Here is a 13563-nt window from a genome sequence, read left to right as displayed (position 1 = left end):
GACCCTAACCGGCCGAGTGGTCAGAGTGAGCGCGGCGGGTGGCCGGTGTAGGTCGGGATGACTGCTTTCGGCAGGGGGCCTTTGATGCGGGTCGGTTCTTGTTGTTGTTCGCGGGCGTGGGCGAGGAGACCGACGGAGCGGGACAGGATGAAGAGGCCGCGGGCCAGTTCGGCGGGGAGGCCGAGCTCGGCGTAGATGATCGCGGTGGCGCCGTCGACGTTCATCGGGATCGGGGCGAGGGCCGATTCCAGGGCGATGCCGACTTCCAAGTGCCGGCCGGTGATGGTGCCGTCGGCAACTGCTTGCTGGGCGGCGGCGACCAGCGGATCGCGGCGCGGGTCGTGCGGGTGGAAGCGGTGCCCGAAGCCCGGGACGTACGCCTTGCGTTCCTTGTACGAGGCAACGAGGTCCTGCGCGGCGGTCGTGGGGTCGGTGCCGGCGTCGACCGTGCGTCGCAGGTCGTACAGGACTTCGAGGCATTGCTGTCCGGCGCCCCCGTGGACGTCGCCGAGCAGGTTCACGCCGGTGGCGATCGCGTTGTTGAGCGCCAGACCGCAGGACGCGGCCATCCGGGCGGCCGCGATCGAGGGCGCCTGCGGCCCGTGGTCGACCGCGGCGACGAGCGTCTGCTCCACCAGCCGCGCCTCACCCGGCGTCGGCAGCTCACCACGGACCATCAGCCAGATCATCTGCGGAAACGTGACCCCACCGATCAGCTGCTCCACCGGATACCCGTGGAACCGAATCACCCCAGGCTGAATATCCGAGATCCCAGTACTCCACCAGTCAGCCGACTCGCTGCTCATACTGCTCCTTCCGCGCGGAGGGTGCCGATCTCGTCCGGGGTATAGCCGAGTTCGGTGAGGATGTCGTCCGTGTGCTCACCCAGCCTCGGCGGACGGGCTGACGGTCCGACTGAGGCACTATCGACGTGGACGCTGCTGCCGAGGACGCGGAGTTCGCGGTCGCGGCCGTCGGGCATCTCAACCGCGTGGAGGAGTTGGCGGTCGGCGAGCTGCGGCAGCGAGAGCGTTTGCTCGACGGTCAGCACCGGAGCGACAGGTACGCCGGAACTCGCGAGCAACTCGTCCCAGTGCGCGGCGGACTTCTGCGTCAGCGTCTTCTCGAGTTCTTCCGTCAGCGCGATCCGATGTGCTTTGCGGGACTCGCGAGTTGTGAAGCGGGTGTCGGTGACGAGTTCGGGGCGGTTCAGGAGGGTGCACAGTTCGACGTACTGCTCCTGCTTGTTCGCCGCGATGTTCAGTGCCCCGTCCGCGGTCCGGAACGTGCCGGACGGCGCCGAGGTCGCGTTCTCGTTGCCCATGGCACCGGGTTGGCGGCCCGCGACCAGGTAGTCCGAGACCACCCAGCCCATCGCGGCGACCGCGGTTTCCAGCATCGAGACGTCGAGGAAGCTTCCGGCGCCGGTGCGGGCCCGTTTCACCAGCGCCGCGGAGATCGCGAACGCCGCCGCGTATCCGCCGAGCGTGTCCGCGATCGGGAATCCGGTCCGGATCGGCGCGGTCTCCGCGGTTCCCGTGACGCTCATGATCCCGGACAGTCCCTGGATGATCTGGTCGTACGCCGGCCGACCGCGCATCGGCCCGGTCTGGCCGAACCCCGAGACCGCGCAGTACACCAGCCCCGGATTCAGCGACCGCAGTACGTCGACCGGGAAACCGAGCCGTTCGAGTACTCCTGGGCGGAAGTTCTCCAGCAGCACGTCCGCCTCGCGGACCAGCCGCTCGAAGACCTCGCGGCCGGCGGCGCTCTTCAGGTTGAGCGTGAGCGAGCGCTTCCCCGAGTTCTGGGCGAGGAACGAGACGCCGAGCCCGTCCTTGGACAGGTCCGGGTCGCCGCCGAGGTTCCGGGCGAGATCCCCCGAGCCGGGCACCTCGACCTTGATCACCTCAGCCCCCATCAGCGCCAACTGGTACCCGGCGAACGGCCCCGCGAGCACATTCGTCAGATCAAGCACCCGCACACCGGCCAGCAGATCAGCGTCAGGAGGCACTGAAACCGCTCCAGCCCGTTCGCAGGATGGTTTCGGCGCAGCGTCGTACGGCGGTGATGTACGGCGGCAACCGGTCGTCGCTGAACCGGGTCGTCGGCCCGCCGATCGCGATCGCCGCGACGACCCGCCCGTCGGTACGCCGTACCGGGGCCGCGACACCCGACGCGCCGAGCTCACGCTCACCGTGGCTGACCGCGAAACCGCGCGCCGCCGCATCCGTCACCGCCGCCCGCAGCTTCTTCGCGAACCCGGGCTGCCGCGGCGCCTCCAGCGCGAGCTCCTCGATCAGCGACGGGTCGACGTCGAGCACCGGCGGATCCGTCAGCAGCACCTTCGACGCGGCCCCGCCCCACAGCGGCATCGACGACCCGACGACCACCATGTGCCGGACGCTCAACGTGCCGGGCGCCTGCGCGAGACAGACCCGGGTCCGGCCGACGCGGATGTACAGGTTCGCGGTCTCGCCGGTGTCGGCCGACAGCTTGCCCATCGCCGCGCGGACCGCCGGCGGGATCTCCATCGTCGCGCTGCTCAGCCGGGACCAGCGCAGGAACCCAGGGCCGATCGCGTACTTGCCCGGGCCGATCGCCGCGACCAGACCGCGCTGCTCGAGCGTGGTCACGAGCCGGAGCACCGTCGTCTTCGGCAGCCCGCTCGCCGCGGTCAGCGCCGCCAGCGACCAGGTCGGATGCTCGTCGTCGAACCGCTCGAGCAGGTCCAGCGCCCGGTGCACACTCCGTACTCCGTCACCTTCACTCATGGCCCGACCATAACCCGGCGTGCCACCCAACGGAATCTCTGTACCTCCTGGTGGAATGCTGCTACGGTCGCCGACAGTTCCCCTCGCCCTCAGGAGGTAACTGCTCATGTCGCGACCCCGCACGGTGCTGGTCGCCGCGGGTCTGGCCGTCAGCCTGCTGGTCAGCGGGTGTTCGGCCCTGGAGAAGACGCTCGACGGCGGCAGCGTCGCCGGCGACTTCCCGAGCCGCAACGTCGAGATCATGGTCCCCGCCGCGCCTGGTGGCGGTTGGGACCTGACCGCCCGGCAGTTCCAGCACGTGGTCCAGGAGAAGAAGCTGCTCGGCGAGCGAGCGGTCTCCGTGGTCAACGTGACCGGCGCCGGCGGCGCGGTCGGCATCTCCAAGCTGGTCACGAAGAACCGCAAGGACCCGCACACGCTGATGATCACCGGCCTGGTCATGGTCGGCGCCCTGACCCTGAACCAGTCCCAGATCACCGTCTCGGACACCACGCCGATCGCGACGCTGACCGCCGAGCAGGAGGTGCTGGTGGTGAAGTCGGACTCGCCGCTGAAGTCGCTCAAGGACCTCGTCGAGCTGTACGAGGCCGACCCGTCGAAGGTGAGTTGGGGCGGCGGCACGATCGGCGGCACCGACCACATCACCGCCGGCACGCTGGTGAAGGCAGCCGGCGCGGACCCGTCGAAGGTGAAGTACATCAGCTACTCCGGCGGCGGCGAGGCGACCGCGGCGATCCTGTCCGGCGACGTGACGGTCGGCATTTCTGGACTGAGCGAGTTCGAGGAGCAGATCACCGCCGGGAAGATGCGCGTCCTGGCCACCTCCGGCACCGAGCCGGTCACGCTCAACGGCAAGCAGCTCCCGACGATGAAGTCCGAGGGGTACGACGCGGAGGTGCAGAACTGGCGCGCGATCGTCGCGCCGCCGGACGTACCGGCCGCGGACCGGCAACGGCTGATCGACTTCGTGACGAAGGTGAACCAGTCGCCGGAGTGGGCCGAGATCCGGAAGAAGAACGGCTGGACCGACTTCTTCAAGACCGGTGACGACGCCACCAGGTTCATCGCCGAGGAAACCACTCGCGTCCAGGCGCTGGAGAAGGAGCTGCGGATCCTGTGAGCACCTCGGAAGAGTCAGTGAACACGCCGGCTGAGACGGTCAAGGCGTCGGAGGTCGAGGTCGAGGCGTCGCGGCTGGTGCGGATCATCGCCGCCCTCGTGCTGATCGTGCTGAGTACGACGTTCCTGATCGGCGTCTTCGACATCCGGAGCCCGAAAGGGCTGGACCCGGCGGGACCACGCTTCTTCCCGCTGCTCGTTACGGTCGCGTGGCTGGTCCTTTCGATCGCCTACCTGGTGGAGGGTTTGCGGGCGCCTAGGACTGCGCGCGAGAGCGGGCGGACCTGGTTCGAGCCGGTGGCGGTGTCTGCGTTGCTGGTGCTGTACGCGCTGCTCGTGGTCCCGCTGGGGTACGTGATCGCCACCGCACTGCTGTTCTTCGCGGCGGCCCGGGTGCTCGGTAGCAGGCAGGTGGTACGGGACGCGATCGTGGCCGTCGTACTGACCGTCGTCGTCTACATCGCGTTCACGCAGTTCCTGGACATCTCGTTGCCGGGAGGGGTGCTGGGCCTGTGATCGGTTTGAGTGTTTTCGGCGACCTGCTGCACGGCTTCGGCACGGTGCTCGATCCGATGAACCTGCTGTGGGCGATCCTCGGCGTGACGCTCGGCATGCTCGTCGGCATCCTGCCCGGGATCGGCCCGGCGCTGACGATCGCGCTGCTGCTGCCGATCACGTTCAACTTCTCCGACCCGATCGGCGCGTTCATCCTGTTCGCCGGGATCTACTACGGCGCGATGTACGGCGGGTCGACCACGTCGATCCTGATCAACACCCCCGGCGAGTCGGCCTCGGTGGCGACCGCGATCGAGGGTCACAAGATGGCGCTGAAGGGCCGGGCCCGGGCGGCGCTGGCGACCGCGGCGATCGGGTCGTTCGTGGCCGGGACGATCTCGACGGTGCTGCTGACGTTCGTCGCGAAGCCGATCGGGAGCCTGGCGAGCCACTTCCAGGCGACCGACTACTTCGCGATCACACTGCTCGCGATGGTCGCGGTGACCGCGCTCGTCGGGCACTCGCTGGTCCGCGGGCTGCTGTCCCTGGTGGTCGGGCTGTTCATCGGGCTCATCGGTCTGGACAGCCTGTCCGGCGCGCCGCGGTACACGTTCGGCACGCTGCGGCTGCTGGACGGGATCGACGTGGTGATCGTGATCGTCGGCTTGTTCGCGATCGGCGAGACCTTGCACGTGGCCTCGAAGCTACGGTCCACGCCGGAGCGTCCCGCCGTACTCGAGAAGGGCCGGCTGCGGACCGGGTACCTGAACAAGTCGGACTGGGGGCGGTCGTGGAAGCCGTGGCTGCGGGGCACCGCGCTCGGGTTCCCGTTCGGGGCGATCCCGTCCGGCGGCGCCGAGGTCCCGACGTTCCTGTCGTACTCGATCGAGCGGCGGCAGGCGCGCAAGAAGGGCCGGGACGAGTTCGGCGACGGCGCGATCGAAGGCGTGGCCGGACCGGAGGCGGCGAACAACGCGTCGTTCTCGGGCGTCCTCGTACCGCTGCTGACCCTCGGCCTGCCGACGTCGGCGACGGCCGCGGTGATGCTCGCGGCGTTCCAGATCTTCAACGTGCAGCCGGGGCCGCAGCTGTTCGAGGACCAGAGCACCCTGGTCTGGACGCTGATCGCGTCGCTGTACATCGGCAACCTGATCCTGCTGATCATGAACCTGCCGCTGATCCAGATCTGGGTCCAGGTCCTCAAGGTCCCCCGGCCGTTGCTGTACGCCGGAATTCTGGTCTTCGCGTGCCTCGGGGTGTACTCGCTGTCCGGTTCCGGCTACGAGGTGCTGATGGCGCTGGTGATCGGCGTGGCCGGGTTCTTCATGCGGAAACTCGACTTCCCGATCGCGCCGGTGATCCTCGGCGTGATCCTCGGGCCGACGATGGAGGAACAGTTCCGCCGGGCGCTGGTGATCTCGAACGGCGACGCGAGCGTGTTCGTGACCCGCCCGCTGAGCGCGGTGATCATCGTGCTGACGGTGCTCGCGCTGTTCGTCCCGTACCTGCCCCGGATCGTCGCGCGGATCCGCGGCACCCGGCCCACCCGCGACCGCCTGACCTTCGGCGAGGACGATTGATGGGAGAGTGGGCCCGTGAAGATTCTCGTCGGATACGTACCAACGCCCGAGGGTGAGGCGGCGCTGACCGCTGCGGCGGCCGAGGCCGAGCTACGCGGGGCCTCGATCCTGCTGCTGAACACGAGCCGCGGCGACGCCTACATCGACGCCCGCTACGCCAACGCCGACGAGTTGGCAGCCGCCGAGGCCAAGCTGCGCGAGCACGGCGTCGAGGTGACGATCCAGCAGGCAGTCTCCGAGGGCGACGTGGCCGGCGCGCTCCTCAAGGCGGCCGCCGCCGAGGACGTCGGCCTGATCGTCCTCGGCCTGCGCCGCCGCAGCCCGGTCGGCAAACTCATCCTCGGCAGCACCGCCCAACGCGTCCTCCTCGAGTCCCCGGTCCCGGTCCTCGCGGTGAAGGTCCCGTCACCCCACGACTGAGCACAAGTGAAATCCGGATGAGGTGCTGGGGTGGGCCGCCTAAACTGGTCTGGTTATGCCTGATGCCCGGACCGAGTCCACGAGTCCTACCCCAGCCCTCTCCCAGGACCCAGCGAAGCGGCGGCGTCCGTCGCGGCGGCGTGGTGGGCGGAAACCCTCCTCGGATCAGACTGCTGTCACCGACGTGAACCTCGGCGAGGTCGCGGCTCGGCTGGACGGTTTGACGGCGTACGACCGGGAGCATCTCGGGCGGCGGCTCGAGCGGGTTCGGCGTACGACGGATGCTCGCAAGCGCGCCGCCGAGCTGCAGAGCGTGGCCGGGGCCGTGGAGCAGGCCGAGCGGCGGGTCGACGTACGGCGCAACGCCGTGCCCGAGATCACGTACCCGGAAGAGCTGCCGGTCAGCCAGCTGAAGGACGAGATCGCGGCCGCGATCCGGGACCACCAGGTCGTGGTCGTCGCGGGCGAGACCGGGTCCGGGAAGACCACCCAGATCCCGAAGATCTGCCTCGAGCTCGGCCGCGGCGTGCACGGGATGATCGGCCACACCCAGCCCCGCCGGCTCGCCGCCCGCACGGTCGCGGAGCGGATCGCGGAGGAGCTCGGCTCGGAGCTCGGTGAGACGATCGGTTTCGCCGTCCGGTTCACCGACAAGGTCAGCGAGCGTTCGCTGGTCAAGCTGATGACCGACGGCATCCTGCTGAACGAACTGCAGCGCGACCGCGACCTGACCCGTTACGACACGCTCATCATCGACGAGGCGCACGAGCGCAGCCTGAACATCGACTTCATCCTCGGGTACCTCAAACGCCTGCTCCCCCGCCGTCCGGACCTGAAGGTCATCATCACTTCGGCGACCATCGACCCGGAGCGGTTCGCCGCGCACTTCGCGGCTGCCGACGGCACGCCGGCGCCCATCGTCGAGGTGTCCGGCCGGACCTACCCGGTCGAGGTGCGGTACCGCCCGGTCAACGATCCCGAGGACCCGAGCACGATCGACCGCGACCAGACGCAGGCGATCCTGGACGCCGTCGACGAGCTCGAGTACGAGGCGGACGGCGACGTACTGGTGTTCCTGTCCGGCGAGCGCGAGATCCGCGACACCGCCGACGCACTGAACGACAAGTTCCGCGGCGAGCGCCGGACGACCGAGATCCTCCCGCTCTACGCCCGGCTCTCGAACGCGGAGCAGCACCGGGTCTTCCAGCCGCACCCGAACCGCCGGATCGTCCTCGCCACGAACGTCGCCGAGACCTCGCTGACCGTCCCCGGCATCAAGTACGTGATCGACCCCGGTACGGCGCGCATCTCGCGCTACAGCCACCGCACCAAGGTCCAGCACCTGCCGATCGAACCTGTGTCGCAGGCCAGCGCGAACCAGCGCAAGGGCCGCAGCGGCCGGACCAGCGACGGTATCTGCATCCGGCTGTACTCCGAGGAGGACTTCACCGGACGGCCGGAGTTCACCGATCCGGAGATCCTGCGCACCAACCTCGCGTCGGTCATCCTGCAGATGACCGCGATCGGGCTCGGTGACATCGCCGCGTTCCCGTTCATCGACGAACCCGACAAGCGCAGTATCACCGACGGCCTGCAGTTGCTCACCGAGCTCGGCGCGATCGACACCCCGAAGGGCGGCCGGCTGACCCCGATCGGGCGGCAGCTCGCGCAGATCCCGCTCGATCCGCGGCTGGCCCGGATGATCGTCGAGGCCGACAAGCACGCCTGCGTTCGCGAGGTCATGGTGATCGCCGCCGCGCTCTCGATCCAGGATCCGCGCGAGCGCCCGACCGACGCCGAGGCGCAGGCCCAGCAGGCGCATGCCCGGTTCCGGGACCCGAACAGCGACTTCCTCGGGTACCTGAACCTCTGGGGGTACCTGAAGAAGCAGCAGAAGGAGCTGTCCGGGAACCAGTTCCGCCGGATGTGCCGCAGCGAGTACCTGAACTATCTCCGGGTCCGCGAGTGGCAGGACATCTTCGCGCAACTGCGTCAGGTCGCGTCCCAGATCGGCGTGAAACTCAACAGCGGCGAGCCGGCCGACCCACAGAGCGTCCACATCGCGCTGATGTCCGGTCTGCTCAGCCACCTCGGCATGAAGGACCCCGCGAACCAGCACCAGTACCTCGGCGCGCGCGGGACGAAGTTCGCGATCTTCCCCGGCTCCGGGCTGTTCAAGAAGCCGCCGCAGTTCGTGATGGCCGCGGAGCTGGTCGAGACGTCGAAGCTGTGGGCGCGGGTGAACGCGAAGATCGAGCCGGAGTGGGCCGAGGATCTCGCCCCGCACCTGATCAAGCGCTCGTACTCCGAACCGCACTGGGAACGCAAGGCCGGTGCCGTGATGGCGTACGAGAAGGTCACGCTGTACGGCGTACCGATCGTCGCGCGGCGCAAGGTCAACTACGGGAAGGTCGACCCGGAGGTGTCGCGCGAGCTGTTCATCCGGCACGCGCTGGTCGAGGGCGACTGGGACACGCACCACAAGTTCTTCCACGAGAACCGCAAGCTGATCGCAGAGGTCGAGGAGCTCGAGGAACGCACCCGGCGGCGCGACCTGCTGGTCGACGACGAGACGCTGTTCGCGTTCTACGACGAGCGTCTCGGCCCCGAGGTCGTCACCGGCCGGCACTTCGACACCTGGTGGAAGACGGCCCGGCAGCGGGACGCCGACCTGCTCGACTTCGAGCGCTCGCTGGTGGTCCGCGAGGGCGCGGACGTGAAGGAGGACGAGTTCCCGCTGCGCTGGACGCAGAACGGGATGACGTTCGACCTGACGTACGCCTTCGAGCCCGGCACCGACGCCGACGGTGTCACCGTGCACCTTCCGCTGCTGGTACTGAACCAGGTGAGCGCGGACGGCTTCGAGTGGAGCGTGCCCGGGTTCCGCGAGGAGCTCGTCACGACCCTGATCAAATCTTTGCCGAAGGCAATCAGGCGCAACATCGTGCCCGCGCCCGACCACGCCCGGCAGATCCTCCCCGAGCTCGACCCGGCGTCCGGGCCGCTCACCGACGCGATGGCGCGCGCACTGCGGGAGCTGCGCGGCGTGGTGATCGAGCCGGAGGACTGGGACTGGACACGGGTGCCCGAACACCTGCGGATGACGTTCCGGGTCGAGGACGACAAGCGCAAGACCGTGGCCGAGGGCAAGGATCTCGCCAAGCTGAAGGAGAAGCTGAAGCCGAAGACCAAGGCCGCGATCTCGCAGGTCGCGTCCAAGGCCGTCAGCGGGCTCGAGAAGTCCGGGCTGACCGACTGGACGTTCGGTGATCTCCCCCGCAGCTTCTCCGAGCACCGCAACGGGCTGACCGTCGCGGGCTACCCCGCGCTCGTCGACGAGGGCAAGAGTGTCGCGATCCGCCTGCAGGAGACCGAGCGCGACCAGGCTGCCGCGATGTGGGCGGGCACGCGGCGGCTTCTGCTCCTCACGATGCCTTCGGTGATCGACGTCGTACAACGGAATCTGAGCAATCAGCAGAAGATGACGTTGATGGCGGGCCCGCATCGCAACGTCGGCGAACTGCTCGACGACGCGATCGCGGCCGCCGTCGATCAGCTGATGGCAGCGGCGGGCGGGCCGGCGTGGAATCTCACCGCGTTCTCGATCCTGCGGGACGCCGTACGGTCGGAGCTCGCCGACACCGTGCTGACGATCCTGCAGCAGGTCGAGCAGGTGCTGGGGCATGCGCGAACCGTGGACAAGCAGATCTCCCGCGCGTCTTCTCCGGCTCTCCTCGCCGCGTTGTCGGACGTCCGGGGGCAGCTCGAAGGACTCGTTCATCCGGGGTTCATCACCGAGACCGGCGCGAAGCGACTGCCCGACCTGGTGCGCTACCTGCGCGGCATGGAGCAACGCCTGGAGAAGCTCGGCACCAACGCCGCCCGCGACCGCTCCGGCATGGCCGTCGTCGACATGCTCACCGACGAGTACCGCAAGAGACTCCGCGCGGTACCGACCGGCAAGTACCCGAGTCCCGAACTGCTCGAGGTCCGCTGGATGCTCGAAGAACTCCGCATCAGCCTGTTCGCCCAGACCCTCGGCACGCCGTACCCGGTCTCGGAGAAACGCATCCGCAAGGCACTGGCCGACAGCTAGGAGTCAAGCAGGCGGCGGCCGTGGTCGTGGACGGCGGTGCGGAGTTCGGGTGGGCCGAGGATCTCGAACGGCCAGCGGATGCGGAGGGTCTGGGCGATCAGGGGGCCGAGGTCGTTGGCGGCGAAGCGGAGTTCGCAGGTGCTGGCGTCGATCGGGTCGACGATGCCTTCGCGGGCAGGGAAGACCTTGCTGACCGTGGCGGCGTCAGCCTGGACGCGGATCCGGGCGACGATGTCCCACGGCGCCACTCCGGTGCCTTCGGCAACGAGGGCGATCGGGTCGGGCGGATCCTCGAAGCGGTAGCGCGCGCCGGTAAGCACGGGCTCGGTGATCCGGTCGACGCGGAAGGTCCGCCAGGCCTGGCGGTCCCGGTCGCGGGCAACCAGGTACCAGCGCCGTCCGGTGTGGACGATCTGCAGCGGCTCGACACTGCGCTCGGATTCGTCGCCGCCGTGGGTGCGGTAGCGGAACCGGATCCCCTCGGTGTCACGGCACCCGGCGGCCAGCAGGATCAGCACCTCGCCGTCGACCGTCGGCAACTCTCCCTGCGGCAGCTGACTGGTGTGCGCGGCGATCGCCGCGACCTGTTCGCGTAGCCGCGCCGGCAACACCTGGTGGAGTTTCGCCAGTGCGGAGATCGCGGCCTCCTCAACCCCCGACACCGTCGTGGTCGTCGCGACGCGGAGTCCGACTGCGATCGCGACCGCTTCCTCGTCCTCGAGCAGCAGCGGCGGCAGCCGTCCACCGGGCCCGAGACGGTAGCCGCCGCCGATCCCGGCTTCGGCGTCGACCGGGTACCCGAGTGACCGCAGTCGCGTGACATCACGTCGTACGGTCCGAGGCGTGACGTCGAGCCTCGCCGCCAGGTCCGCGCCGTCCCACTGCGGGCGCGACTGGAGCAGCGAGAGCAGTCGGAGCAGACGGGCCGCCGTGTCCATGATTCGTCCATTCTGCCTCGACCTGCGGACCGATCCTGTCCGCAGGTCGTCGTACGGTGGATTTCATGACGACGCTCTCGCAGAACCTCCTGGACCTTTCCGACTTCGCGTGGCAACGGCTCCGCAACCGGGTCGAAGGACTGACCGACGAGGAGTACTTCTGGGAACCGTTCGACGGCTGCTGGACGATCCGGCCGTCCGACGGCGGGTATGCGGCCGATGGCTTCTCCGCCGACGGTCTTCGAATCCCGCCGGATCCGGCGCCGTTCACCACCCTCGCGTGGCGGATCACCCACATCGTCGACATCCTGCAGGAGGACCGCACGGCCACCTGGTTCGGCCACCAGCCTCTCGCCGAGGACGGCCAGCCGCCGACGCCGACATCCGCGGCGGACGCCCTCGCAGCTCTGGATCACGCGTACGCCGTCTGGCGCCGCCGGCTCGCCGCGGTCAGCGCCGATGAACTCGACCGCCCGATGGGCGAGCCCGCAGGGGCGTACGCCGAGCACGACGGGGCCTCGTTCGCGCTGCACATCCTCGACGAGCTGATCCACCACGGCGCCGAGGTCGGCACGGTCCGCGACTTCTACCGCGGCGCCCATCCCGAGGACCCGTTCGCGGCCGCCCTCGCCGGCGAACTCACCCCGGCCGATCGCCCCGCCCTCCTCGCCGAAGCCGCCGCGGCCCAGCGCTGGGAGGTCGTCCCGCAACTCGCCGACCTCGGCTTTCCTGTCAACGAGCGCACGAAGGACGGCTTCACCCCTGCTCATCTGGCCGCAGGCAACGGCTCCCTCGACACCCTCCGCGTCCTGGTAGAACACGGCGCGGACCTGTCCCTGACCGATCCCCGCTTCAACGCCGACGTACTCGGCTGGGCAAACTGGTTCAAGCAGGCAGAGGTTGCGGAGTACCTCGCGACGGTCCGATCAGCGCCCGAAGCCCGTTAAGAGCGGTGGCCGAAGCTCGACGGGCGAGAGCTGGGCCGTGTCGGTGCATTGAGAGTTGTGCGTGGTTGCGCGGGCTGGTTGTGGCGGTGATCGCGAAATCCGAGTTCGCCGATAGCGTGCCGGCGATGGCGTTTGCCGGAGCCGGCGTTGCCCGTGATGGCGCCGGAGCCGGCATGCCTCCTGCCTTCAGAACGGTGGCGGGTCGTGAACTGCCTGCCGGGGGCGGGCGGTGGGATGTGCGTCGGGCTGCTGGGTGATGGGTCCGCGGGCAGGTGGGACGGTGGTGTAGTGGTGGCCGGTGGGGGTGGTGAGGGTGATGGAGCCGTTGGGGTGGGCGGTGGTTTTCCAGCCCCAGGTTTTGGTGTCCTTGATGACGTGGTGGTATTCGCAGTAGGGCGCGAGTCCGGTCAGGGTTGTGTGTCGGGATTGTGCGAACGGGGTGAGGTGGTCGCGGTCGCATTCGCGGGAGGTGCGATTGCAGCCGGGCCACGCGCAGACGGGGTGGCGGGCGAGCAGGGTCTCGGTGACCATTACCCCCGGGTCGTGACGGGTGGTGGAGGCCTCGAGGACAGTGCCGTTGGCGGGGTCGGTGAGGAGCCGGCGCCAGGTGCCGTCGGCGGCGATGCGGCGGGCCATCTCGGCGGGGATAGGTCCGTAGCCGGTGAGTTCGGCGGGGTCGTTGTCGAGGCCGAGCAGGGTCGAGGCGGGGACGAGGACCTCGATGTGGGGGCGGCGGCGGTGCTGGTCGGGTAGCCGGCGGTCGAGCCAGTCCAGCCCGTTGCGCAGGATGTGCTCGAACAGGTCCGCGGCCACATCCGCGCGCCGCTGCTCGGCGGTGCGCACATCCCTCCCCGCACCGGCATCCGCACCAGCACCCGCACCCGCGCCAGCATCCGCCCCCGCACCGGCACTCGTAGCGGCACTCGTAGCGGTGCTGGTGGCGGTGTTGTCGTCGGGGGTGTCGTCGGGGGTGTCGTCGGGGGTGGCGCCCGGATCGGGATCGGGTCTGGTGTCCCAGGATCCTGGGCCGGCGGCCGCGGGCGCCGGTAGACCGGGATCCACGAGCGCGCCGGCGTCGGTGGTGGGGTTGGTGGCGGGGTTGGGGTTGGTGCCGCGTTTGGCGAGGGCGGCGATGGCTTGGATGGTGACCCACATCTGCTGGATCTTGTCGGCGGTGTGGACGATCCACAGCCC

Annotated in this window: 11 protein-coding genes; 6 read left to right on the top strand and 5 right to left on the bottom strand. The window is 69.2% G+C overall.

The annotated features are described in order from the left end of the window. Positions 1-20: 20 nt before the first annotated feature. From E0H50_RS38920 to E0H50_RS38910, 3 genes are read right to left on the bottom strand one after another with little or no spacing between them, the layout of a single operon-like run. Positions 21-806 (bottom strand): citryl-CoA lyase, encoded by a 786-nt coding sequence (locus E0H50_RS38920; protein WP_131296169.1) that lies wholly within the window; start codon positions 804-806, stop codon positions 21-23. Continuing rightward, complete coding sequence (locus tag E0H50_RS38915; RefSeq protein WP_202868526.1) at positions 803-2014, bottom strand: CaiB/BaiF CoA transferase family protein; 1212 nt, start codon at positions 2012-2014, stop codon at positions 803-805. The genes E0H50_RS38920 and E0H50_RS38915 overlap by 4 nt, the downstream gene beginning before the upstream one ends. Next, positions 2004-2774 carry an IclR family transcriptional regulator gene (locus tag E0H50_RS38910; RefSeq protein ID WP_131296168.1) on the bottom strand — a complete coding sequence of 257 codons (771 nt, stop codon included), beginning with the start codon at positions 2772-2774 and terminating at the stop codon, positions 2004-2006. The genes E0H50_RS38915 and E0H50_RS38910 overlap by 11 nt, the downstream gene beginning before the upstream one ends. Positions 2775-2880: 106 nt before the next feature. On the opposite strand from E0H50_RS38910, the gene E0H50_RS38905 reads away from it, so the two are divergent. From E0H50_RS38905 to hrpA, 5 genes are read left to right on the top strand one after another with little or no spacing between them, the layout of a single operon-like run. Next, complete coding sequence (locus E0H50_RS38905) at positions 2881-3894, top strand: Bug family tripartite tricarboxylate transporter substrate binding protein (protein ID WP_131296167.1); 1014 nt, start codon at positions 2881-2883, stop codon at positions 3892-3894. After that, positions 3891-4409 (top strand): tripartite tricarboxylate transporter TctB family protein, encoded by a 519-nt coding sequence (locus E0H50_RS38900; RefSeq protein WP_238151645.1) that lies wholly within the window; start codon positions 3891-3893, stop codon positions 4407-4409. Before E0H50_RS38905 ends, E0H50_RS38900 begins: the two co-directional genes overlap by 4 nt. Beyond that, positions 4406-5968 (top strand): tripartite tricarboxylate transporter permease, encoded by a 1563-nt coding sequence (locus E0H50_RS38895; RefSeq protein WP_131296166.1) that lies wholly within the window; start codon positions 4406-4408, stop codon positions 5966-5968. Before E0H50_RS38900 ends, E0H50_RS38895 begins: the two co-directional genes overlap by 4 nt. A gap of 15 nt (positions 5969-5983) precedes the next feature. Next, entirely contained in the window at positions 5984-6388 is a 405-nt protein-coding gene (locus E0H50_RS38890; protein WP_130385540.1) for a universal stress protein, read from the top strand. 55 nt (positions 6389-6443) lie between these two features. Continuing rightward, the gene (gene hrpA, locus E0H50_RS38885) at positions 6444-10484 is read left to right on the top strand and encodes an ATP-dependent RNA helicase HrpA (RefSeq protein ID WP_131296165.1); all 4041 of its coding nucleotides are present in this window, start codon (positions 6444-6446) and stop codon (positions 10482-10484) included. Here hrpA and E0H50_RS38880 read toward each other — a convergent pair. Next, positions 10481-11422 (bottom strand): helix-turn-helix transcriptional regulator, encoded by a 942-nt coding sequence (locus E0H50_RS38880; protein WP_238151644.1) that lies wholly within the window; start codon positions 11420-11422, stop codon positions 10481-10483. The two genes, hrpA and E0H50_RS38880, sit on opposite strands and share 4 nt — an antisense overlap. 65 nt (positions 11423-11487) lie before the next feature. Between E0H50_RS38880 and E0H50_RS38875 the strand changes: the two genes are divergently transcribed. Beyond that, positions 11488-12369 carry a DinB family protein gene (locus E0H50_RS38875; protein WP_131296163.1) on the top strand — a complete coding sequence of 294 codons (882 nt, stop codon included), beginning with the start codon at positions 11488-11490 and terminating at the stop codon, positions 12367-12369. 186 nt (positions 12370-12555) lie between these two features. Here E0H50_RS38875 and E0H50_RS43620 read toward each other — a convergent pair. Then, positions 12556-13563 (bottom strand): HNH endonuclease signature motif containing protein (locus tag E0H50_RS43620; protein ID WP_202868525.1); only part of this gene is annotated, 1008 nt, incomplete at its 5' end.

Source organism: Kribbella sindirgiensis (genome assembly GCF_004331435.1).
Taxonomy (GTDB): Bacteria; Actinomycetota; Actinomycetes; order Propionibacteriales; family Kribbellaceae; genus Kribbella; species Kribbella sindirgiensis.
This window is presented reverse-complemented; position numbering and strand designations above follow the sequence as displayed.